We start from the raw sequence: 23,588 nt of genomic DNA on the forward strand, positions 1-23,588 counted from the left end.
AACAGAGCTATTATTTTATGTGTCGTATTATTAAATCCACGCTTCTCTTTTTTTCATTTGTTTCCGCTGCTTGCGCCGCCAGCGGGGAACCGGCCGCCTCCGCGCTCATTGCGCCCGGTGCGAATTTGGGCATGTGGGTCTGGCACCGCGAGGAAGTGGTGGAGCCGGCGGCGCGGCGCGAGCTGCTCGCCTTCAGCCAGCGGCATGGCATCACCACGCTGCTCGTGCAGGTGCGCTTCGACGCCCGGAAACCGGGAGCCCGCCTGGCCGATCCCGATGCCTACCGCGCACTTTTGACCGAGGCCAGGGCCGTCGGCATCGCTGTCGAAGCCCTCGATGCCTACAAGACCATGGGGTTCGAGCAAAACCGCGCCGTCACCCTGCAAACACTCGCCGCCGTGCTGGCCTTCCACCGCAACCTGCCTCCGGGATCAGGCTTCGCCGGCATCCATTACGACATCGAACCGTATTTGAGCGACCGCTGGAAAAACGGCGACGAGGCAGGCATAATGAAGGAAACCCTCGTGACGTTCGCCGCCATCCGCGAGCAGGTGAAGGCCGCCGATCCCGCGCTGACCGTCGCCCACGACATTCCCGCCTGGTATGACCGCCACCAGAAGCTCTCGATCGAGTTCAACGGCGTGCGGAAAAACTTCCATGAACACATCCAGGATCTTTCCGACTACGTCGGCATCATGTCCTATCGCACCAAGGCCACCGGTCCCAACTCCGTCACCGCCATCAGCGCCGAGGAACTCGCCTACGCCGCCCGGATCGGCCGCCTGGCCTACCCGTCCATCGAGACCGTCCAGCTGAAAAAGGAACCCCAGATCACCTTCTACGGACGCAGCGCCGAATCCTTCCTGGAAACCGTCCGCGGCGTGCATGCCGAGCTTCAGGGCTCCGCCGGCTACGGCGGCATTCTCCTGCACCAGTACCGCACGCTCCGCCTCCTGCTCGAAGGCGGCGAAGGATCCGCCCCGGCTTCCGCAAAGTAAGCCTCCGGTCGCGTCCGTCACTCACCACCCGGTTTTTCTCCATGAGATACGCTCTCCTCGGGGAAGAAATTCCTGACATGGCCGCCATCCCCGTCGCCGCACCGCGCCGCTTCCGGCTGCCCGCGGCGGACGAACTGCCCGCCGCCCGCGCCGGCTCCCTCGCCATAAAGGTCACCTCTCCCGGCCACATCACCATCGACTACGCGCGCCCCACCGACGCCTTCCGCGCGCTCTGGCAAGCCCACCACGCCACACTCTTCAACCGCCTCCGCGATGAGAATCCCGGCGACGAGACCGGCCTTGCCGCGCTCTATTACCTCGGCCCAGTCACACTGGGCCTGCCCGCCGGGCGGGGTCTCGAAACGCACGGGCAGACGGGGCTCCGGACGACTGGCCGCCTGAAGTTGTTGCAGGAAGCGCCGCGCGATCTTGACCGAACCGGTGAAGCCGCGGGTCAGGATCTTTCCCGTCCTTGCGACGCAGGCGGCACTTCAAATACACGCCGCCCGGTTTACCCTCTCGTCCGCTTCAAGGATAGGAGGGCAGGTCGGTCCTACATGCACTTTCGAAAATCCAACCGCGATCTATCAGGGTCTTGCGTGACAAAACATCTGGAAAAAAACGTTTTCACTCTCCAGTTGCGGAAGTCGGGTTAGTCGGATCACTCGGGTACTCCCTGTCCGCGAGCAAGGGCGGTTACTTGCGCATGGCGACGCATTCGATTTCGAAGTGCATGGTGGGGGGCAGGCAGTTTGTGATCGTGGTGCGGGCCGGATACGGTGCGGAAAAATATTCGCGGTAAAGTCGGTTGAACAGGGGAACATTGGCCGGGTCGCGGACGTAGTTGCGCGTCTGCACGACATGCGCGAAGTCGCTGCCTGCGGTTTTCAGGATTTTTTCGAGATTCTCCAGCGAGAGACGGAATTCGGATTCGAAATCTCCCGGCACAAGTTTGCCCGTGGCATCGACCGATGCCTGACCGGAAACGAAAACAAGGCCGCCGGCCACGGCCGCCGGGCTGAAGGGCAAATGGGAACGCGGAGTATCGTCGCCGGACGGGTATTCAATCTTGTGTGACATGATGATGAAGAGAAACCGGAGAGGAGTCCGCGGCATCGAGCGGGAAGACGGGACGCCGGATTTTACGGAACGGAAGCAGCGCAAGATTGCTGGCGCAGGGGCCGGGAGTTTCCACCGTGTAGCTGTCTCCGGCGATGCGGTCGTAGGCGCGGCGGTGAGCGACGGCGGCCTTGACGTTGATGACGCCAAAACCCGTCGGATCGATGCCCTGGCTGTGCCACTGGCCGAGATCAAAGGGCGGAGTTTTACGACTGGTAACGAGAATCGTGACGCCTTCGTGCCTGACGACGGCGCAAGGTCCCATGTCGATCTGTGAACCGCACATGGAGGCGAGGTGGCTTTGCTTGTCTTCGAGCTCGAAGCGTCCGTCCGTGCGACGGATGAGACGGACGTCGAGTTCAAGCGGACCGGGATCAAGGCGACTGCCTTTGCCTCCGAGCGAAAGACAGGTTTTGCCTCCGGGAGGAATGTTCGCGAGCCGGGCGACGGCGGCAGGGTCGTTGATGATGACGCCGGCCGAGGGATGGCGGCGGGCGACGAGGGCGCGCAGGAGGGTGGTGCAGTCACCGGGAGCGCCACCGCCGATGTTGTCGGCAGGCTCGACGAGGAGAGCCGGGCGAAGAGGGACGCCGGCGAGGATGCGGTCGAGTGCGTCGTCGAGCTTCCATTCACGCGGGCAGCCCGCTTCGCGGTGGGCAATCGCGATCCGGCCGAGTTCGTCAAGGGCGGCTTCGGTTTGCGCCTCCGGGAGGTCGGTGACAATGGAAACGGACACCCCGGTATCGGGTGTGTCGGCATGGGCAAACCCGGCGATGATATTGACGGCCCGGTGGCCTTCGAGTTCGAGGCGGCGGGCCGCGGCTTCGAGGAGGCGCATCGGCGTGTCGGCTGTGCCGGTGCCGGGAGGTGACCAGACGAGAGGGAGCTGACGGGCATAAAAACGGGGCAGGGAACCGCGTTCCCTTTGCTCGCCCAGTGCGCGGTCGAGGAGGCGGGCGGCGCAGATCGCGGCCTCGGCGGCGTCGGTGTGAGGGTTTTCCCGATACGAAACAAACCCGGTGGCATGGCGAACCATGCGTGCGGTGAGGTTGGCGTGAAGATCCAGAACGCCGAAGACCGGAAGATGTCCGGCCCCGGGGAGAGCCCGGATGCGTTGGAGAATCTCGCCTTCCACGTCGTCGCACGATTGCGAAACCGCGGCTCCGTGAAGCACGAGGTAAATGCCGTCGATTTTCCTCTCGGCCAGGGGACGGGCCGCCCGCTCGGCAAAGGCGCTCCAAAAGTTTTGGATAACGTCATCCGCGACCATGCCGCCAGGTGTGGCACGGTAGTCAACGGTGGGGACAAGCTGCCAGCCGAGCTGGCTGGCGAGTTCGACAACGGCTCCGAGGGGGGAGGCGTCGCCGCGTGTGGCGAGGAGTTCGCCGTCGTGCAGGCAGGTAAATGATTCGATGCCGGTGGTGTCGTCGGCAAAGGTGTTTGTTTCGTGAAAAAATCCGGCGAGGAGGATGCGCGGACGCATAAGGTTGGCGAGAGACAAGGTTTTGGATGAACGTAGCTGCGAACGTAAGTTCGCAGGTCAGGACCAGGTGTTGCCTGCCGACGTGCGCCGGCAGCTACTTGGGTTATTTCCAGGCTTTGGCATGGGCCGTGAACGCGGCCCGGGCGCGGCTCAGGGCCTCGTCGATGTCGGCTTCGGTGTGGGCGAGGGAGATGAACCAGAGGCCGCGTTCGATAGCGCGGACGCCATGTTCGAGGAGGCAGCGACGGAGGTGTTTCCAGCGGGCGGCGTCATGACGCTGGACGAGGTCGCGGTAATCGTTGATCGGCCCTTCGGCGGCGCCGGGCTTGAGCATGATGGTGCAGAAGACGAGGCCGGGGCCTTGCGGGCGAAGAGGGAGGCCGAATTCGTCGGCGAGAGAACGCAACCCCTGCTTGAGTTTTTCGCCGAGTGCCTGAATGGCGCCCGGATGTTGAGTTCCTTGGGCGATGATGGTGTCGAGGCACCATTTGCTGGCGGCGAGACAGAGCGGGTTCGCGTTGAGGGTGCCGGCGTGCACGACTTCGCCGGAAATGATTTTTTCGAAGAAGGGTTTTTTACCGGCGAGGGCGGCGAAGGGCACGCCGCCGCCGATGGCCTTGCCGAGGATCGTGAGGTCGGGCGTCACCCCGTAATAGCCTTGCGCACAACCGGGGCCGAAGCGGAAACCGGTGATGGTTTCATCAGCGATCATGACGATGCCGTCGCGGTCGCAGAGTTCACGAATGAGCGGGAGAAGCCCGGGAACGGGCTCCATGCAGCCCGTGTTGCAGAGGACGGGCTCGAAGATAATGGCAGCGATCCGGTCGCGATGGGCGTCAACAGCCTTGCGGAGGAATTCGGGCTTGTTCCAGGGGACAACAACGAAGTGGTCGCAGACTTCGTCAATGATGCCCTGGCTGGGGTGGATACGGGCCGGGTTTTCTTCCGTGCCCCAGCGTTCGGGCGGATTGGCATAACCGACGAGTCCTTCGTCTCCCCATCCATGGTAATGGCCTTCGAACCGAAGCACGAGCGGGCGCCCCGTATGAGCCCGGGCAAGACGAAGCGCGGCGCCGACGACTTCGGTGGCCGAGTTGTTGAAGCGCACGAGTTCGGCACCGGGAATCAAATGCTGGAGTCGTTCGGCGACCTCGATTTCGAGTTCACACTGCGCGGCCCAGTGCGTGCCGAGCGCGGCTTGTTTCGCGATGGCGGCGGCCTGGCCAGCGGGGGCGTGTCCGAAGAGGAGCGCGCCCTGGCCGCACTGGAAGTCGATGTAGTCGTTGCCGTCGACGTCCCGGAGACGCGAGCCCTGGCCGCGCTCGAAGTAGAGGGGCACGGGCTGCTCCAGTTTGCGAATGCCGCTGTTGACGCCGGCGGCGATCGACTGCGTGGCACGCTCGTAGAGTTTGGCAGAGCGTGCGAACGTGTAGGGAATGGCTGTTGTGCTCATGGTGTCGGTGAAATTATGGGGTGAGTGAAAAAGAGGGACGGCAGGCGTGAGCCTGGAAAGGGAGGGTTTTTCGTCAGACGAGCGTCTTGAAAATATCCTCTATGGTGCGTTGGCACGCGGCATCAAAGCGGGCGCCGGGAATGGAAACGCTGACCGCGGCTTCGGGGTGACCGAGGGAAGCGAGTGAGATGGCAACGCAGCAGACGCCTTTTACGGTTTCCTCCTTCTCCTCGGACCAGCCTCGGTCACGGGTGGCTGCGACGATTTTTCTGATGGCGGCCGGGCGCAGTGGCGGTTGCTCAGGGTCGGCTTTGGTTTTGGCTGCGATGAGAAGACGATCGAGCCCTTCGTCATCCAGCGCGGAAAGGATGGCGCGGCCAAGGGCGGTGGAGAACAACGAATCGGTCTGCCCGGGCCGGACGATGAGGCGCAGCGGCCGGGTCGTCTCGATGTATTCCACATAGCGCACGGAGAGCCCCTCCCGGATGCCGAGGTTGACGGTTTCGTTCACCGCCTTGTGAAGCCGGGTCATGAGCGGTCTGGCGGCATCCTTGAGTTGTTGATGGACCGCGCCTGTGGAGAGTTCCTTGATGCGTGGCCCGAGAAGATAGTCGGTGCTGTCTTCTCCGGGCCGGGTGACGTAGCCGAGCTTTTGCAGGGTTTGCAGCAGGCGGTAAGCTGTCGGCTTGGGGAGCCTGGTGATTTCACTGAGCTCCTTGAGCGGGAGGGGGCGGTTGGCCCGGGCCAGAGATTCGAGCAGAAGGAAGATTTTTTCAACGACGGCGACAGTCATGATTTGATCGGTTGGAATCAGGAACGTGATTCTGTGATTGCGTTTCGTGTGCCAAAATATCTGTTTTATCAAGCGAAATGAAATCACGGTCCCAAAGTCTTCTGAAACGGATTGATTCCCATACGCATGTCGGCGTTGACCTGTTGTTCTGGTTTGGTGGCGGGCATCCGTGCTCACAGGACTTGCCGGGATTGGTCACGGAAGGACGGAGGCTCGGGTTGTCGCGGTGGGTGGTGTTTCCGATGGTGACGCACTCGGCTCTGTCGATTGCGGCCCTGAAGGCAGGGCGAATTGAGGCGGGTGCCGATGCGCTCGAGAAAATCCCGTACGCATGGGAGAACCGGCGGCTGTTGCAGGAGGTGAATGATCTTTTCCCGGAGTTGGGGCAATGGACGATTCCCCTGGCGATGGTTGATCCCTCACGTGAACAAGCCGGTCAGGTCAAGGCACTGGAGTGCCTGAAAAACGAATACCGGTTTTATGGCCTTAAAATACAGGCGACGATCATTCAGTCGCCGATCCTTGATTTGGCGGGAGCGGGACGCTGTTTGCTGGAATTTGCCGAAAGGGAAAATCTGCCGGTGCTGATCCACACGAGCATCCATCCGGAAGATCCGTGGTCGCAGGTGGCGGACATTTTGACGGTGGTGCGGGCGTGGCCGGGTGTGAGATTTTGCCTCGCGCATTCGTGCCGGTTCGACCGTGACGGGCTGGATGAAGTCGCTCGTTTGCCGAATGCGTGGTTCGACTGTTCGGCCCATGTGATTCATTGCCGGCTGGCCGCGCAGGATCATCCGGCGGTGGCGGTACGGGAACGGCGGTTTGAATCGGATTACCATGATCCGGTAAACGTGCTCGCCGAGCTGGCGAATGCGTATCCGGACAAGCTGATGTGGGGAAGCGACGCGCCGTTTTACAGCTATGTGTCTCCCGATCCCGGGGAAGGCTTGAAGCTGACGTGTTCCTACGAGGAGGAGGCGCGCCCGCTGCTGGCTCTGCCGGAGGCAGTGCAGGAACGTATCTCATTTCATAATACGATGGCGTTTCTCGGCCTCGATGCGTTGCCGGATGCCGGGAACGAGGCGGAATCCGGAAGCGCGGGAGAAGGAAATGCGGTTTCATGACAAGAGTCCCGATTTCCCTGCTCCGGGGACATGCGCGTCTGGCGGAGGGGCCGTGGTGGCACGAAGAGGAAGGCTCGCTTTATTTCACCGACATCCCGGCGGGACGTTTATGGACGTTTGATCCGTCGACCGGGCAGGCGAAAATTTTCTGTGAGACGGAGTCGGATGCCGACGGTGAACGTGTGCCGATTGGCGGCTTCACCTTGCAGGAGGATGGAAGCTGGTTGCTGTTCCGGAAGGACGACGTGGCGCGCGTGGACGCGGCGGGAAGGCTGATCGCGATTTGGCCTGTCCGGCTGGACGGTGCCAGGCGCTTCAACGATGTGATCGCTGATCCTGCGGGCCGGGTTTACGCGGGAACGATCGGGGAAACGCCGGAGTCGGGAGGATTGTATCGATTCGACAGAAACGGCGCGGTTATCTGCATCTGTCGGGGAACAGGTTGCGCCAACGGACTGGCATTTTCCCCCGACGGGACCCGGCTCTACTGGACATGCACCACAACGCGAACGATCTACCGGTTCGACTATTGCCGTGAAACCGGATCGTTGACGAATCGGGTTCCGTTCTACGTATGCGCTGCGGATGAGGGCTGGCCGGATGGACTGACAATCGATGTGTCGGGGAACCTGTGGTCGGCACGATGGGGAACAGGAAAACTGTTTGTGATCTCGCCTGGAGGCAAAGAGGTGGAGCGTTTCCATTTTCCCGAGACGAACATTACATCGGCTGCATGGGGAGGCACCGGGCTGGCCGATCTCTACGTGACGGCGGCACGGGAAAACGGACAACCGGGCGAACACGATCTCTTCGTCATCCCTCAAGCCGGTTCCGGGCTTCCCGGATATCGGTCCTCGCTCCCGCTTGATGGGGCAGCGCCTTAATTCCACAGACCATGCACGAATACGATAACGTGACCATGAGGCCGTTTCCCTCACAGGTAACTCCCGAAAACAATCCGAAAAGAACCCGATCCATATTTTGAAACGATAGCGTGCCCAGGGGCCTTGTTTCCGGATTCCTGGCGCGGGTATTACGTATCACATCGGCTGGCTTGCCGGCGTCACGGGCTCAAGGTGCTGCCGGTCTGCGTGCAGCGCTCCGAGTGGCTTTGAACCGTCGAAGGCGAGGATAGCATCCGGATACGTGGAAGGGCAGCGTGAGGAGCATGGCCGCGAACTGGTTGCGTAGGCGAGGGCAGCCCGGCCGCGGCGGGACAGGGAAGGGAGGGACGCGCAGGGTGCGGGCTGAAGTTCCGGACTACGTTTCACAACCTGACGCTACTCGGAGTCACACCCCGTATTTGTGGCTCCGGGATGGACGCGGGGGGAGAGGTCTGTTCTGGTATGCCGGGTATGGCATCCGGTTCTTCATCGGTTTCTTCCGGAAACCGGCTGCCAACGCTGCGGGACGTGGCGTTGGCGGCCGGCGTGTCGCGTTCGGCGGCGGCGCGCGTGCTGCTCGGCACGGGCGGCGAGCATGTGCGGGTGTCGGAGGAGACGCAGGCTCGTATCCGGGCGGCGGCGGCGCGGCTCGGCTATGCGCCCAACCGCCTTGCCCAGCAATTGCGCGGCGCCTCCAGCCGCACGCTCGGCGTGATTGTCGGTTCGGAAAACGTGCGGGTGATGGCGGAGCGCGTCTTTGCCCTGGAGCAGGCGGCGGCCGCGCGCGGCTACCGGTTGCTCGTCGGACGCGTGCCGGGGCCACAGATTGCGGAAACCGGCAAGATCGCCGCCGACGATCCGCTGGCGGGTTACGTGGCGGATTTTGCCGGGAGGGGAGTGGAATCGGTGCTGTGCCTGTTTGACCTCGCGCCGGGGCGCGATGCGTGGGCGAAGGCGGCGTTCGGGCGTTTCCGGAAAGTGGTTTTTCACGGGCGCGCCGCCTGGCGCGGCGGCCTGGCGGTGAAAACGGATACGGCGGCGGCCATCCGGGCGGCGGTCGATCATGTGATCGCGCGCGGCAAAAAACGTCCGGCGCTCGCGCTCTGGAACGCGGCGCGCGACGAACTGATGGAGGTACGCCGGGCGGCATTCGCCGAGGCACTGGCGGCGCACGGTTTGCCCGCGGCGGCGGTCCGCGTATGGGACGCCGGCTCGGAAAGCGTGACGCCCGATCCGGCGACGATGGATCGCGGCGTGGAGGCGCTGGTCGGCACGGGCCGGGCGGATGCGATCCTGGCGTCGAACGACATCTGGGCGGTGCGCTTTATCCAGACCCTGAAGGCAAAGGGCCTGCGCGTGCCGGAAGATGTGGCGGTGATCGGCCACGACGATCTCGACATCGGCAGCGTGATCGAGCCGCCGCTGACAACGATCAACCCGAATCACGAGGCCTACGCGGAAGCCGCGCTGGCATTGCTGCTGCGCGTGGCGGAGAAAAACCGGCCTGTCATTCCGGCGTCGAGGAAAGTCATTATGGTTGCCCCTCGCCTTATGGTGCGGGGTTCGAGTTGAGGCTGCATTTTTCCGGAGCGGGTATTGACCACAAAGGCGCCCTGTTTCGAATGTATCCGGTGACTAATACCTGATGAGGAAGAGGGATGGAGCATGCCCGGCGGCGTATGGAGCAGACGGTTTACCATGGTTTATGCCGCTCGACGGTGCCGTTGTCGGAGTTGTCGATTTTGTAGGTGGCGAGGGAACGAAAGAGGGCGCGGATGTCGTGGATGCCGCCCCAGGTGAACCAAATGCCGGTGACCACGGTAATGAGAATAGGCAGGGCGATACAGGCGACATGCCAGAAGCCGAGCCAGGTGTCGTTGCTCCAGGGCTTGATCCAGCTCACCCAACCCCACTGGCCGACCAGATTCCATGCCGAACCGAGAAGCATGATGCCAAACCAGAGAATGCTCCACGCAAAGAGGCTGCCGGTGATCCACTTGTCGCCCGTGGTAAAGTTTTCATCCACGCCGACGACGCGGGCAAACGTCCACTTTTTCCTCGGGACGACAGGGCGTCCGTTGGCGTCGAGCGGAAGCTCCTCGCGGTGCAGCATCTTGTTGAGCGGATAATCCCGCCGGCAGGTGAGCAGTGAAAGGCTCACATAAAGCGCGATGGCGATGAGCGTGCTGAAAAAGCCGATTTGAGCGCCGTTGAGGGTGAATACGGGAATCGGGGCGGCCCCGAGAAGATCGAGTATCCGGTTGATTGCGACAGCCAGAAAATCATCACCCCATATCTTGTAGCAAACAATGCCGCCGCCGGAGAGGATGGAGCCGGCAAGCATGGCCGCCCATGCCCCGGCGGTGGTTCCCTTTTTCCAGTAAAGTCCGCCGATGATCGCAGCACCGGCTCCACCCATGTAAACGGTCATGGTGACGGTGAACCACATGACGACGTATTCGGTGGATCGGAAAAATGCGCCAAACAAAAAGGCGAAAGCCGCCACGCCGGTGATGCACCAGCGCAACATGCGAATATGCCCCTTGGGCGAGGGCGGACGCTTGAGGCGCGGGAGAATGACGTCCTGCGCGAGGATGCCGCCCCAGGAATGCAGATGCGTGGAGTCGCCCCCAAAAATGCCCATGAGGAGGATGGCGCAGAGCGCGCCCTTGATGCCGACGGGCAGCATGTGCGAGAGGGCCACGGGGATGGTCATCTGCTTTTGAATCTGGGGCTGATCGATGCCGGCGATGGCTTCACGGGCGGCGACCGAAGAGGCGGCGAAGTCCGGATGGTTGAGCCACGTGAGCGCCCCCAGGGCGAGGAGCACCACAACTGCGCTTTTGCCGGACTCGCGCCAGCGGCCGAGGAGGCCGCCCATGCGCGCCTCGTGCGGGGTGGCTCCGGCGGCGTTGTAGGCGCTGGAGTTCTGCCAGGCCATGGTGCCGTAGGTGCCGATAAAAACACCCATGAGCACGTACCACAGGTTAAAATCCTGCACGGCCCAGGCGTCGAACGGGTTGACCATGGAGTGATTGGGCGGGCGGGTGCCGATGAATTCGGCCATCTCGCTCCATTTGATCATGCAGAGCACGCCAATGATGATGACGATGTACATGATCTGGGAAAAAATACCCTCGATGCAGTCGGTGATCATCAGGGTGATGAGTCCGCCGGAAAGGGTGAGCGTGAGGGCGATGGCCAAAAAAATTCCCATCAAGGGAATGTAGGTGGGAAATGAATACGAGAAAACGGTCAGCTCCACCGGCAACTGGAGAAAATAGACCATGAAGCGCGCGCCGATGGCGGGAATGATGCCGAAGTTGATCACGCCGGCGAGGAAGCCGAGGACGCCGGTGAAGAGGCGGAAGTTGCGGCTGTAGCGCATCTCAAAAAACTGGGCGAGCGTCATGGCCCTGGTTTCGCGGAAGCGATAGATGACGAAACCGAAGATGGCGACGATGAGGCCGACCGGGATGGTGATCCAGCCCCACCAGGTCGGGACGAAACCGGACTGTGCGAAGATTTCCCAGAGGGCGACGAACACGACCGCTCCGGCCTGCATTTCGCCCTTGGCGACGGCGAGCAGGTAGCGCCCGCCAACCCGTCCGCCCGAGACAAAGTGCGCCACGCTTTTCATGTGGCGATGCGTGACGATGCCGATCGTGAGAATAATCAGTAGTGGTATGACAATGACGAGCCAGTCGAGCGTGTGCATAGGAGGGATTAAAGGTGCTAAGGAAGTGTAATAGCCGCCTCCGGCTGAATCTGAATTTCAGCCGGAGGAAGTCAGAAAATTACGCACTGGTTTAGCGGCGTGAATGATAACCGATTCAGGGAGTCAGCCTGACCCAGCGGTAAAGCTCGGGATTCCTTTCTCCCTCAATTCCACCGCCCCATTCCATGACTCGCAGCCGGGAACCCGAATCGTTGTCACTCAGCAGGACGGACATCCTGAACTCTTCTCCCGCCCGGGAGAGGACGCCAATCTTGTCGAAGGGAATCGTGAACGAATAGTTGATGGAGTTTGGTTCTGTCTTGATGGAGACAGGAACATCCCATCTCCCGGTTTTTCCATCGTCGGAATACACGCACCAGACGGAAGCCTTCCCCCCGGAATCGTTTGAGACGACGAACTCCACGTGCTGTTTTTGCTGCCCCATAATGCCGATATGGATGGCATCGTTTTTCCACACGTTTGCGCCGGAGTTCGGGAAGCAGATATCGTCATCCCGTATCTTCCCGACAAAGCGAAGCCCGTTGGGCGACCACGACACGTCCAGCTTCCCTGAAAGGCTCTCCTCTCCTTCCCAACGGGGAGTATATTGATCATAGGCCAGTTCCCGGACCTGCTTGACCGATTGAAAGACAATCTGATTGCGCGATGAACTCCCTGGGGAAACAGCAAGAGCCACATCGAAAGAGAGCAACAAGTCGCCTTGATAAAGCACCCTTTTATCGGAAGCCGACTCCAGATTCAGCTTGGCCATGACGCGTTGCACTCCAATTTCAGCATCTGACCCTACCGATATTGGCAGCTGGATGATGCTGGTTCCGGAAGCCGGGATCGAAAACTCTCTTCGCTCATTACCGAGCCCTATTTTCCCGCTCACAGGAAGGTCGTAGGGGTTGCGCAGTTTGATGGAAATTTGTTTCCGCTCACCTGGAACAAGGACGTTTCCGGAAACGACGTTCAATAAGGAAGCGGTTGTCTGGATCTCGTCTCGAGCGGACCGAATATAGAAGGGCAGCGGAAACGAGTTCAAATGCACAACACCTTCCCGGGGTTCGAGTGTCGTTTGGTTGCCCCAGATGTCTCCTGCCGTAACAGGCTTCGAAGATTTTATCGTGAAGGAAAATTCGTTCCCCCGAATCTTGGGCCAGCATACCCAAACATCTTCGCTTTCCCCTCGAAAGCCATAAGACTCCAGGCGGGAGTCCAACTGCTTATCCGGCAGGGGGCGGGTGTTGGCCAACTGGCGGATAAGCTCGTTGTAGGCAATGAAGGAGGGTTTGGGTTGGTTTTGGACAGTGACCAAGCCGAAGGAGTCGTCGGCATTGAGGTATTTGTCCGCATAGTCCTGCAACATGAACCAGATGTAGAACTCAAAATTCTTCCACTTCGAATAGGCCACCTTTTTCACCAGGACATCAGCCTGTTTGAGTGCGAGATGCATATCCCCATAGTAGGAGCGAAATCCCGACTCGGTATTGGCCATCGGCCGCGCGGCCGAATCGATCCAACTGTCCAGCAGGTCCACAATTTTCTTGTAGTGATCGAGGTCCACATGGGCATGAAAGGCGGCAATGTCATAGTGAGGGCTGCCCTCCTGAAAAACCCTGTGCGAAAAGTCAGGTTTTTCCCGCGGATGAGTAAGCGCTCCCCCTCCGGTGGTGATCTTCACATGGGGTGCCTTAGCTCTTAGTGTTTCCCGAGCTGCTCTCAATCCCTGGATATAAAGATCGGTTACTTCGCTGTCGTCATGGTGGTAGCTGATATCCGGCTCGTTGATAAACTCGAAATATTTTATTCCGGGGTTTCGTGCAATGAGGTCTCCTATTTTGGAGAAATGTTCTTCCAATATTGCCGTATTGATCGGCGGCCGTTTGGTGCTGAAGAAGCGACTGGCACGATCTGCATCGGAATAAATCCAGCCGGGGAAATTGGATGCATACTCCATAAGGATATCGAGATTTGCATCGAGATAAGGCTTGAGCAGATTTTCATAGCCTTGAAAACCGATATTCCTGTTTCTGGCCTGTTCCAGCAGCACTCCAAGAATGCCGCTGCGTGTCATATCGACGCCAAGCAGCTTCATCCATTCCAAATGCAGGGCGGTCTCGGAGGGGGAATTGCGTATTTCCTGATCCTCTATGCCGAACCACATCGGGATCTTGTTGATACGCTGATTGTTTGGCTCGAAAACGGCAAACCAACCCTTATGATAAGTCCGGATTTTTTTATCCTGCAATTCCAGTGCGATTTCCACCAGATAGGGACCTTTCTCCCAATCATTGCCCAGATTGAAAGATACCTTTTTCAGGCCGCCGGCCGGGAGCGACAGATCCATGCTCCTGTCAGCCTTCTCGTTGCGGTGCTGGTCATAGACCTTCAGCGTGGCTTTGACCTTTGAGTCGGAAAACAGATTGTTGGCTATATTGTAATCCAGAACGACGTTTTCTTCCGGAAGGCTTTCCAGTTTTTTATAAATGGGAAATGCCTCCACTGGCGATCCGTTTTGGAAAACATCCCCAATGTAGCAGATGTCGTCGATGAGGACGGTTCCGCGTCCCCGCGCGCTTCCATGAAATGTGATGGAACGCAGGCTGACAAGATCATCGGATGGAGAAAATCTGGGGAAATTCTGATCGTTGAACTCCAACCGATACCGCTGCCACTGGTTGCCTGACAGCTTGATCTTTTGTGATTTGAAGGTGCTCTTGGATTTGTTTTTCGAAAACTCGAATTCGAGCCAGCACTCATAACCTTGTGGATTGGCATCGAATTCAATGGCTTCCGGTCGCCGGACCTGTAGTTGATAAGCAGCGTTCTTCTCATAGAACACCTGAGCAGGAAGGCTTTCGAAACTATAAACAAAGGCGCCGCAGTAGCCGTCCGGCCGGCCATCCTGCTTTATCGAACCGAAGGAAAACGGAAACGGGACGCTTGCTCCGGGGGCATGTCCACTCTTCGTCCAGCCCATCCATGAAGAGATGTCGGAAAAGTCATCAATTCTGATGGTTCCTCTGCCTTCATCGGAATTGGCATTGGCCAACGAGAAATTGAGGGCAAAAACAAATAAGGCGGATAGTGTGATTATTGCGATTTTCCGGAGCATGGTCTTTCGATGGGATTTAAACGATTCGGTCGAGAGGTGGCTTCTCGCGTCGGTCTGGTGCTTGCTGAAGAAGATGGTATCGACCAAAATCATTGGAACAGTTAAGTCTTCCTCATTGCCGGAGCGCGCGCACCTTCCAGCGGCACAGCAAAATCGCAAACACAATGCCACCGATAAGAAGTGCGGATGTGGTGGGCTCAGGAACTACGGTGATCGTGAGATTGTCCATTCTGAAAGTGTTATTAGATGAGCCACCTTGATAGAAACTCCAGTATTGCGCGAGGCCGCTTCCGGCAACTGTCTGAGTCGCGCGCGCAACGGAATCAAATGCCACTCCGCCTATATAAAGCTGCTGCGTATCAGCAGTAACCACCAGGCTTATGTCGTAATACAACGAAGTGCCCGCCCCGGTGGTATTGATAGTTCCAACTTCGGTCAGGATTCCGGTTTCATCGACATACCCCACGTAGAACGAATTCGCAGATAACGCAGTGAATTGATAAGCATTAAGGCCATTGTTAGTTGTCGTCCGTGCTCCGATTCTGAAAAAAGCACTGATGGTGGTTCCTATTGTCGGGGCTTGGAATTGGCCGATGTTGAGGATCAATTCCGTATGGCTTTCCAGGTCGTAAACCAGAGAATATGCATTTTGTCTGCCTGAGGCACCGTTCATATAACTTGAGCCAAACTGAGAAGTAAACGGAGTGGTGCCAACAGCGGTGTATTGATCAGCTGCATTGGCAGCTGCATTGCCCTGCTGAGCACTCCAAACGGCATTGCCGTCCGAGGTGGTTTGCCCTAAAAACGTTGTTCCGGCTGTGCCTGAGATGAATGTCTCGGTTACCACGACTTGGGCCGAGGCCATCGTCGGAATCAAGCACGCCAAGGCGAGTGCCAGCAGCGGGAGTCGCGCAGTGGAGAATATCGGAGCTTTCATATTTTTAGTTTTCATAGTCTGGGTGGATTTATGGATTGGTCGTTTTCGGAATTAAAACTGGATTGCTTCACTATAAAGTTAAGTTTCTTGGAGATTTTGGGAAAAATTACCGGAACCGGCATCGAAAGCGTGTGAGGGGATCTCTGTTAGTCATGGTGTCAGTCGATTCCACTGGCAAAAGCAGTAATTCCGATTCGAAAGGCGGCGACAGTGGCGGGTTCAGGAACCTGACTCACGACAAAGTCGCCTTCGATTTTGAAATTATCGATATAACCAAACTGATCCACGCTATTATTTGAACGTCCCCATATGCCTGCATAATTGGTGTTCGCATCGGTAAAAATACCGGCGTTGGTTTGCGTTTTCCAATTCAGCGTAATCGCAGCACCGTTAAGATATACGGAAGTAATGCTGCCAGTGCTGGTATTGACCGTATATTTCAAATTGTAGCTGGCAGCTTTATCGAAGTCGGCGATGGTGTAGGCATCGATTCGAGTTCCATTGATCCAGATGGAGATTCTTCCTGTGTTTGCCGGATACTCGCCTTCAAGGATCAAACCGTTGAAATGTTGCTGTGCGCTGGCCATGGTTGTCGCAGAATAAAAACCAAGTGCAACCCCGGCACCGCTATTGTTTTGAGCAATATTGTTAACAGTCAGGTCGGCGCTAAGTGTAATCTCGGTTGGCTTGGTCAGGGTCGCAGAGTTCGATATGTCAAGGTAATGCCAAGAATTGAATCCCGTTCTGAGGCGTCCGTCTTCCAGAGAAGGGATTTGAGTGCCGCTTCCCTGCCAGCCGCTCGACCAGGTAAGATTTAGCGTATTGATTGTGTCCGGCTGGCGATTCAGCCCTTTTTCAAGTGTCCCTGTCGTGAAGGCATCATGAATGACAACAGCAGCGAGTGCGTGGGCCTCGAATGCGCCCAACAAGGCGCATGTAGTAATTCCTCCGAGGAGGAATCTTTTGATCGGGTTGTTCGATTTCATTGGATTATGCCTTTGTTTATGGCTGCTACTGTCCGGGCATGACAGAGTTTATTGAAATTCATTCTTGATATAAACAGCGCGACTAAGGTTTCCAGAATGTATCAAAATTATCATCACTGCTGGTTTCAGGATAGGAGGCTTGGGAGGCTGCATGCCCATCAAGGAAGGCGAAGTGATATTTGCCGTGTGCGGTCTTGCCGGGAACACGCCATGCTGGACCGTCAGGCTCCATACGCATATCCCAATCGGGGCCGGTGGAACATCCCAAAAGGCAAAAACGGGAATGCTGCTGAGCCGTATTGATGCTTATCTTGCTGGCCCGGTTGTTCATTCCATAGGTTGTTGCTGCACTGGCCCGAGGGGTGGCGACAGACCTGATGTTGGACTGGCACAAGAATACGGTTTGGACTCCGGAGCTCACATTAAAGATATTTCCCTGGCTGTTAATGTAATCGGGACCTTTTGGATTCCCGGCACCGGTAAGTTTCGCCACATAGTTGTTGGGCCAGGTATTATCGTCGGCAGGAGGAAGTGCGTCTTTATTATCCTGGGCATACAATAACATGGCCGCTGCGATCTGGCGCATGTTTGACAGGCAGGCAGCCGTCCTTGCCGATTCGCGAACCTTGCCGACGGTGGGAATGATGATGGCGGCAAGGATGCCAATGATGGCGATGACGGTGAGGAGTTCGATCAGGGTGAAGCCGCCAGGAAAGGCGACGCGGGGGCGCTTGTGGTGGGTGGTCGTTTTCATGAGGATATGGGTAGTTTCAGGGGGTTGCGATGGTGCATTGATCAGTCTGAAGAAGTGCTTGAGTGAACATATCGGAGCGCGATTGGTTGAGACGATGGAGGTATTCAGTCCAGGCGCAGCCAGTTGAATAAAGTCGGGTTCTTGCCGCCTTCGATACCGCCGCCCCATTCCATGATGCGAAGACGTTTGCCGCCGTCGTTGTCGGCAACAAGGAACGACATTTTTACGAGTTCGTCACGCGTGCCGGCGACACCGAGTTTCTCAAAGGGAAGGGTGAATCGGTAAACAATCTTGCCCTCGGCCGTGTCGATGGACGCGGGAACATCCCATTCGCCAGTGTGGTTTTTGGGGGAGGAGATGTGGCACCAGATTTCGGGTGTTCGGGTGGAGGCGTCCCGGGAAACGGTAATTTCGGTCTGGTCGCCCCGGGCGCTGAGGAAGGCGAGTTGCAGACAGTCATTTTGCCAGATGTCCGGACCGCTGGCAGGGAAGGAGATGTCCTGATCGCGGATTTCGAATACAAAGTGGAGACCTCGATTGTCCCAGGCAACGCGGGCGCGAACGGAGAGGTCCTCGGCACCGCTCCAGCGGGGAGTGCCTGGGTCAAAGGCAAGCTCGCGAACATGTTCGATGGTGGCGAGAGTGATTTGAGGCGTGTCGCCGGGAGTGCCGGCAGGAGCCTTGACCGGGAGGCAGACAAAGTAGGGCAGGACGATCTCGCCGGAGTAAACGGGTTGACCGTCGGAGGTTTCGACCTTGGCAACCAGATGCAGGCTGTGCGGGGCGACGGCGGCGGTGGCGGGAACGGTAACTGGAATCTGGATGCGGGTGGTTTCGGCGCTGTTCAGGGCAAAGGATTTCGTGATGTCACCGGAGACGAGCGTCCCTTTGACGGGTTGGGGATAAGGGTTGCTCACTTCGAGGGAAAGGGAGCGCGTCTCGCCGGCGGCAATGATGTTATCGGCACCGATGGAGACAAGGGGGCTGGTCCGGGCGATGGAATTGGTGCTACTTCGGATGTAAAAGGGTAACTCGTGTGCATTGATGTAAACCATGCCGTGGACCGGGGTGAGTTTTTGCTGATTGCCCCAGAGGTCGATGACCGTGACGGGGGAGGTGGCTTTGATGGAAAAATTGAAGGCATTGCCGGTGATGCGCGGCCAGCAGACGAGGATGTCTTCCCATTCGCCGCTGAAGTGATGGATTTCGAGGCGAGGGTCCAGTTGGACGGGATTGGCGGCGGGGCGGGTGTTGGCAAGCTGGCGGATGAGTTCGTTGTAGGCGAGGAAGGAGGGCTTGGGCTGGTTGTCCACGGTGACCAGGCCGAAGGAGTCGTCGGCATCGATGTATTTGTCCCAGTAGTCCTGGAGCATGAACCAGACGTAGAATTCAGAGGCGGCGGCTTTGGCGATGGTGATTTTCTGAACGAGGACTTCGGCTTGTTTGATGAAGAGCGAGTGATTGCCCTGGTAGGAGCGGAAGCCTGCCTCGGTGTTGCCGACAGGGACGTTTTTTCCGACCTCGGTGAGCCAGGTTTTCACGGTGTCCTGATAGCGTTTGTAGTCGTCGGGAGGGCCATGGCTGTGGAAGGCGGCGATATCGTAATAGTCCTTGCCCTGCTGATACATCCCCTTGGAGAAACCGGGCGTGGCGCGGGGGTGGCCCACGGTTACGCCGCCAGTGGTGATCTTGACTGCGGGGGCTTCGGCCTTGATCGCCTGGTAAAGTGTGCGGAGGCTGGCGAGGTAGTCGTCAAGCGCGAGGGTGGAAAAGTGCGGAAGATCGGGTTCGTTGAGAAACTCAAAGTATTTGATGCGGGGATGGCGCGCGATGAAATGGCCGATACGCGTCATGTGTTCGCCGAAGAGATTGATGTCCCACGTATGGAGAGAGCGTCCGGATTCCGGTTTGGGGTAAGTCCAGGGGGGGATGCCGCCTGCGTAGTCGATGAGGATGTCGATGTCGGCGTCGAAAAAGGGCTGCAGGAGCTTTGCGTATCCATCGAAACCGACCCGGGTGCCGGGGATGGATTCGAGCATGCCGCCAATCATGCCACTGCGGGCGAGATCGACACCGAGAGCACGCATCCAGTCAACATGGAGGGCGGTTTCGGCGGGGGCATTGCGGATTTCCTGGTCTTCGATGCCAAACCACATGGGAGAGCGGTTGAGACGGTGTCCGTTGGGAGTGAATACGCCAAACCAGCCGAAGTGTGCGAGGTCGTCGGGTGCGTCGCTGGCGATGAGTTCGGCGCGATAGGGGCCGTTGGGGAGGGTGTTGTCGGGAAGGCGGAACGAGAGGGTCGAGAGGGCGTTTCCGGGGTGGGTGGCGCGAGCGGTGAGGGTGCGGATTTTCCGGTTGGCGGCGTTGAAGATGTTCAGGGTCCAGTCGGTGGTGCGAGAAAGGGCCTGGCGGTTGCGGACGCGGTAGGTGAGTTCGATGGGGGCGCCGGGAACGCGAGCGATGCCTGTGTAGTTGGGTCGGGCATGGAGAGGGCCGCCGTGGCGGGTGATGTCGGTTTCGTAGGCGAGATCGTCGATGAGGATTTTGCCGGCGGCAGGTTCTTTCACCTCGATGTAAAGGTTGCGGAGGGCGATGGGGTAGAGAATTGAGTCGTGATTGAGGAGCGTGTCGGAGTTGATGGGGAGACGATACGGTTGCCAGGTGTTGCCGGTGAGTCTGACGGGGGTGGTTTTGAAGGTTTGCTGGTTTCGTTTGTCCACGAATTCGAAAGTGACGAGGGCCTCGTGGCCGAGGGGGTTGGCGGAGAAGGCGATGGCGGCGGGGACGACTTGAAGGAGTTTCGCCGCGTTTTTTTCGAAGCGGGCAATGCCATCGGGTTCGGTGAAGTGAAACACGAATTCACCGGTGAATCCGTCGTCGCGGTCGGGATTGGGGCTGGAGCCGAAGCTGAAGGGGAAGGGGTTGTTGCTGCCGGGGAGCTGACCGCGTCGGGGGCCGCCCATCCAGGAGGAGGTGTCGGAGAAGTCGTCAATGGTGAGGAGACCGAGGTTGGCAGGGGGTATCGGTGTGCGTGCGTTGGAGGTGATGCCGTCGTCCTTGTAGAGGGCGGGGGTGATGAGGGAACGCCAGGGGCCGGCGTCGGGAGCACAGAGGGCGCGGGCGGGAAGCCAGCGGGAGTCGTCGTAGGCGGCGGTGAGCCAGGAGTCGCCGGCGGCGGGCGGGAGTGTGTCGGTCGTTTTCCAGGTGGAGTCGGTCGCGATTTTCAGGATACGTCCGTCCCGGAGGATGATTTCCCCGTAGGCGAGGAGGCCGGCGTCACCGCGAGAGTTGTCCACCTTGAAGGCGAGGAGATTGGCGCCTTGGGTGAGTTGGCGGCTGAGGTCGTATTTTTTGTTGCCGAGTCCGAAACCGGCTGGTGAGGCCGGTTTGCCGTTGATGTAAAAAAAGGCGAAGTCGTCGGCGGCAAAGTGGAAGATGGCGGTGTCGACGGGCGCATCGAGATGGATGGTCTTGCGAAAGTAGCGGGAGGTCTTGTCGGCAGGTTTTTCCGGATACCAGATCCAGAACGCAGTGCCCGCACCTTGTGTCTCGGCAACGCCGTGATGAGGCGCAGCGAACACAGCCATGAGGGACATGACAAACAGGAGCGTGCGCGGGAATGGGAACGGATGGGTCATCGAATGGAAATCTTATGGAGAGGGGGCCGGGAAACAGCGCATGTCGGGGCTCCCGGAGCACTCGCATGCGCTGCGATTGACATGGACACTACAACACGGACACAGCCCGGGCTGTGCTGCTAGAGAGAACGAAGTCAGTCCGCAGTGGTGACGCGGAAATTGTCCACGTTGGCGGAAGCGGAGGGTTTGGAATTGGCGCGTCCAAGGAAGGCGGCGTAATGGGTGGCCGAGTCGGTGAAAAGGCCAGTGACGTTTTGGAAGGCAGCGGTGTAATCCGCGCCGTCGCAGGTGACGTTGGTAATGCCGCCGGTGGTGGTGTTGATGGTGTAGCGGAGAGTGACGGGCCTGGTGGCGTCGAAGTCGGGAAGGGCAACGCTGGCGTGGATTTTTTTCGCGTTGGTCACCGAGCTGTCGATGAGGCTGAGCTTGCCGGCCTGGTCGATGATCAGGCCCAGGAAATTGACCGTGGTTTCGTTGCCACGGGGGAGGGGCGTGGCTTTGTAGAAGCCGAGAGCGATGCCGGCTCCGGCGGCGGCAGGACCGTCGAGGGTGTTGAGCGTAAGGTCGGCCTGAAGGGTGAGAGTGGCGGGTTTGGTGTAGGCGTCCGTGGAGGCAAGGCTGACATAGCCGGCTCCGTTGAAGCGGGTGCGCACCGTGCCGTCCTGATGGATGTAGGGTTCGGTGTTGGGTTTGTCGCTGGCGGAGGTGAATTGCCAGCCGGTGCCGTTGATGGAGGTGGCCGGGCGGTGAGTGTTGAGGAGGGCGGCTTTGCCGTTGGCGGTGGTGAAGTCGTCCTGGAAGATGATGGTCTCGGCGTGGGTCGCTACGGACGCGAGGAGGGTGGTGGCAATGCAGAGGGTGAGGAGTGGTTTCATCGGTTTTGTGTGAGGAGGTGGCGCGTTGTGGGAAACGGTCCGCAACACCGAATGCGGTGACACGGACCGTGTGATGCGAGGATGTGTTACTTGCGGCGGCGTTTCAGCATCAATGCGAAGGCGAAGGCGGGGGCAATCAGCCAGATCGCACTGGCTTCAGGGATGACGGTGGTGAGCTTGAAATTGTCGATGATGCCAGTGGAGCCATATGCGTTGGAACGACCAAAAAAACCGGCATACACGGTGGCGGAGTCGGTGAAGATGCCTGTGACACTGCTGAAGATACTGCCGAGATCAGAGCCGTTCAGGCTGACGCTGGTGATGCCGCCTGTCGTGGTATCGATGGAATAGGAGAGATTGTAAGTTGTCGTCGTGGCGAATCCGGGGATGGGAGCCGTGTAAGCGGTGACGCCGACTCCATTGCTCATGAGATTGAGGGTTCCGTCGGGGCTTAAAACAAGGCCCGTGAAGCCGACAATGGACTGGCCGCCGGCCTGGGCGGGGGATGAGGAGAAGAATCCCAGTCCAATGCCGTTGGTGCTCCCGCCTGTCAGTCCGTTGATCGTCAGATCCGCACTAATGGTCATAGTGGTCGGCTTTGCATAGCTGCCTGTGCTGGAAATGTCGATATATCCGGCTCCATTGAATAGGGTGCGGACAACGTTACTGTTATGGACAAATGGCTGGCTGTTGGTGTTGGAGCTTTCAAGCCAGACGCAGGTCCACGTAGTGCCAGGAAGAGAAGTATCGGGAGTGCGTCCAGTAAGGTAGCCGCCCCATGAATAGGGTGCGGTAAAGGTGTCTTCAAGAATCACCAGCGTTGTGGCGGCCTGCGCCGAAGCGCCAAGCAAGGCGGTTGCCAGGCAAAGGGACAACGAGCGAGCAATTATCTTTTGGATACGAGTTTTCATGCGTTTTGGATGAGTTGATGATGTTGTTGGAATCGGACGGTTTTCAGTGCCGGATAAACTGGCTGGCTTTTCGGGAAGTAAGTCATGATCGCCCCTGCGTGTGGGGAGAGAGGTCAGGGGACCCAGAAAACATCGTTGGCGTCGGTGGGATAATCGGCTTGGGCAGCCGCATGCCCGTCGAGGAACACGAAGTGATATTTGTTGTTGTGAACTTTTCCCGGCAGACGATTCACGGCATCGGGCTGCATGCGGAGTTCCCAGTTGTTGTTATAGAGCGCCATGTCTCCGGCGAGAACGAGACGGGATGTTTGCAGGCTCCGGTTGAGGCTGAGCTTGGAGAGGTTGTGATTCATGCCGTAGGTGCTTGCGGCTCCCGAAGGAGGGGCGCCCACACTGCGGATATTGGTTTCGCAAAGGAAAATGCTTTTCTGCCCGGAACCGGCAGTGGGCAGACTGGCCAATTGCTGGCCAATGTAGCTCGTGCGCCGGGGGATGTAATAACCCGTCAGATCGAATATCCAGTTTTCGGAGCCTGCGGCGGAGGTTGGCAGCACCTGACGGTTATCTTCCGCGTAAAGAAGCATCGCCGTTGCGACTTGGCGGAGATTGGAAATGCAGGTGGCATTTTTCGCGGTTTCGCGGACCTTGCCGACAGTCGGAATGATAATGGCGGCGAGGATACCAATGATGGCGATGACCGTGAGCAGCTCGATCAGCGTAAAGGCTGCGCGAACGGTGGTGCGCGTGGAGGGGCGGTTTTGTCCTGGGTGGCTTTTCATGGCGGGGAGGTT

General features: G+C 58.8%; 18 protein-coding genes. 5 read left to right on the forward strand and 13 right to left on the reverse strand.

All coding sequences use genetic code 11. The features are described 5' to 3' along the window. The first annotated feature begins 17 nt into the window (after nt 1-17). Complete coding sequence (locus OPIT5_23820) at nt 18-998, forward strand: hypothetical protein (GenBank protein AHF92767.1); 981 nt, start codon at nt 18-20, stop codon at nt 996-998. Nucleotides 999-1,075: 77 nt separating this feature from the next. Then, on the forward strand, nt 1,076-1,654 hold the full coding sequence (locus OPIT5_23825) for a hypothetical protein (protein ID AHF94717.1): 579 nt from the start codon (nt 1,076-1,078) through the stop codon (nt 1,652-1,654). Nucleotides 1,655-1,694: 40 nt separating this feature from the next. Here the strand turns inward: OPIT5_23825 and OPIT5_23830 are convergent, their stop codons facing one another. The 4 genes from OPIT5_23830 to OPIT5_23845 all read right to left on the reverse strand — a co-directional run bounded on the left by OPIT5_23830 (nt 1,695) and on the right by OPIT5_23845 (nt 5,918). Continuing rightward, nucleotides 1,695-2,066, reverse strand: coding sequence for an endoribonuclease L-PSP (locus OPIT5_23830; protein ID AHF92768.1), 372 nt, complete (start codon nt 2,064-2,066; stop codon nt 1,695-1,697). After that, nucleotides 2,062-3,618, reverse strand: coding sequence for an MlrC domain protein (locus OPIT5_23835; protein AHF92769.1), 1,557 nt, complete (start codon nt 3,616-3,618; stop codon nt 2,062-2,064). The genes OPIT5_23830 and OPIT5_23835 overlap by 5 nt, the downstream gene beginning before the upstream one ends. 85 nt (nt 3,619-3,703) lie before the next feature. After that, entirely contained in the window at nt 3,704-5,053 is a 1,350-nt protein-coding gene (locus OPIT5_23840) for an aminotransferase class III (protein ID AHF92770.1), read from the reverse strand. 73 nt (nt 5,054-5,126) lie between these two features. Then, on the reverse strand, nt 5,127-5,918 hold the full coding sequence (locus OPIT5_23845; protein AHF94718.1) for a hypothetical protein: 792 nt from the start codon (nt 5,916-5,918) through the stop codon (nt 5,127-5,129). Between the two features lie 170 nt (nt 5,919-6,088). On the opposite strand from OPIT5_23845, the gene OPIT5_23850 reads away from it, so the two are divergent. From OPIT5_23850 to OPIT5_23860, 3 genes are all read left to right on the forward strand, one after another. Beyond that, nucleotides 6,089-6,970 (forward strand): hypothetical protein, encoded by an 882-nt coding sequence (locus OPIT5_23850; protein ID AHF94719.1) that lies wholly within the window; start codon nt 6,089-6,091, stop codon nt 6,968-6,970. After that, the gene (locus tag OPIT5_23855; GenBank protein ID AHF92771.1) at nt 6,967-7,854 is read left to right on the forward strand and encodes a gluconolaconase; all 888 of its coding nucleotides are present in this window, start codon (nt 6,967-6,969) and stop codon (nt 7,852-7,854) included. The genes OPIT5_23850 and OPIT5_23855 overlap by 4 nt, the downstream gene beginning before the upstream one ends. A 432-nt stretch (nt 7,855-8,286) precedes the next feature. Further along, nucleotides 8,287-9,426, forward strand: coding sequence for a LacI family transcriptional regulator (locus OPIT5_23860; protein AHF92772.1), 1,140 nt, complete (start codon nt 8,287-8,289; stop codon nt 9,424-9,426). Nucleotides 9,427-9,547: 121 nt separating this feature from the next. On the opposite strand, the gene OPIT5_23865 is transcribed toward OPIT5_23860, so the two are convergent. From OPIT5_23865 to OPIT5_23905, 9 genes are all read right to left on the reverse strand, one after another. After that, the gene (locus tag OPIT5_23865) at nt 9,548-11,572 is read right to left on the reverse strand and encodes a sodium:proline symporter (protein ID AHF92773.1); all 2,025 of its coding nucleotides are present in this window, start codon (nt 11,570-11,572) and stop codon (nt 9,548-9,550) included. 115 nt (nt 11,573-11,687) lie between these two features. Continuing rightward, complete coding sequence (locus OPIT5_23870) at nt 11,688-14,693, reverse strand: hypothetical protein (protein ID AHF92774.1); 3,006 nt, start codon at nt 14,691-14,693, stop codon at nt 11,688-11,690. Between the two features lie 112 nt (nt 14,694-14,805). Beyond that, a complete protein-coding gene (locus OPIT5_23875) occupies nt 14,806-15,645 on the reverse strand; it encodes a glycosyltransferase family 1 (protein AHF92775.1) in 840 nt (279 codons plus the stop codon). Between the two features lie 143 nt (nt 15,646-15,788). Next, nucleotides 15,789-16,616 carry a hypothetical protein gene (locus OPIT5_23880; protein AHF92776.1) on the reverse strand — a complete coding sequence of 276 codons (828 nt, stop codon included), beginning with the start codon at nt 16,614-16,616 and terminating at the stop codon, nt 15,789-15,791. A gap of 82 nt (nt 16,617-16,698) precedes the next feature. Beyond that, entirely contained in the window at nt 16,699-17,370 is a 672-nt protein-coding gene (locus OPIT5_23885) for an N-terminal cleavage protein (protein AHF92777.1), read from the reverse strand. Nucleotides 17,371-17,474: 104 nt separating this feature from the next. Beyond that, nucleotides 17,475-21,011, reverse strand: a complete 3,537-nt coding sequence (locus OPIT5_23890; protein ID AHF92778.1) for a hypothetical protein — start codon at nt 21,009-21,011, stop codon at nt 17,475-17,477. 134 nt (nt 21,012-21,145) lie between these two features. Beyond that, the gene (locus OPIT5_23895; GenBank protein ID AHF94720.1) at nt 21,146-21,886 is read right to left on the reverse strand and encodes a hypothetical protein; all 741 of its coding nucleotides are present in this window, start codon (nt 21,884-21,886) and stop codon (nt 21,146-21,148) included. 86 nt (nt 21,887-21,972) lie between these two features. Beyond that, nucleotides 21,973-22,473 (reverse strand): hypothetical protein, encoded by a 501-nt coding sequence (locus OPIT5_23900; protein AHF94721.1) that lies wholly within the window; start codon nt 22,471-22,473, stop codon nt 21,973-21,975. Nucleotides 22,474-22,910: 437 nt separating this feature from the next. Beyond that, nucleotides 22,911-23,576 carry an N-terminal cleavage protein gene (locus tag OPIT5_23905; protein AHF92779.1) on the reverse strand — a complete coding sequence of 222 codons (666 nt, stop codon included), beginning with the start codon at nt 23,574-23,576 and terminating at the stop codon, nt 22,911-22,913. Nucleotides 23,577-23,588 lie beyond the last annotated feature (12 nt).

It is taken from the genome of Opitutaceae bacterium TAV5 (assembly GCA_000242935.3).
In the GTDB taxonomy this organism is placed as follows: domain Bacteria; phylum Verrucomicrobiota; class Verrucomicrobiia; order Opitutales; family Opitutaceae; genus Geminisphaera.